Origin of the sequence: Aeromonas caviae (genome assembly GCF_000819785.1) — a bacterium.
GTDB classification, from domain to species: domain Bacteria; phylum Pseudomonadota; class Gammaproteobacteria; order Enterobacterales; family Aeromonadaceae; genus Aeromonas; species Aeromonas caviae.
In genome coordinates, this window is the sequence record NZ_CDBK01000025.1 from 1 (window position 1) to 258 (window position 258).

At 67.8% G+C, this 258-nt stretch carries 1 protein-coding gene; it reads right to left on the reverse strand.

Going from position 1 to position 258, the window contains the following annotated elements; genetic code table 11:
* Window positions 1-258, reverse strand: a 258-nt coding sequence (locus tag BN1120_RS03290; RefSeq protein WP_042014736.1) for a sensor histidine kinase, incomplete at both ends; no start/stop codon positions are given.

Genomic DNA, 258 nt, shown 5'->3' on the forward strand with positions numbered 1-258 from the left:
GCCTTCGCCGACCTGGCTGTGAACGGCTATCTCTCCCCCCATCATCTGGCACAGGATGCGGGCGATATTGAGGCCCAGCCCGCTGCCGGGGAACTGGCCCTGGCCGTGGGCGCGATAGAAGGGGGTGAAGAGCCGGGGCAGCTTGTCCGCGGGAATGCCGGCTCCGGTGTCGGTGATGATGAGGTGCAGCACAGGAGGCTGCTCGCCCCCGGTCAGGGTGGCGGTGATGGCGACCCGGCCCTGCTCGGTGAACTTGAT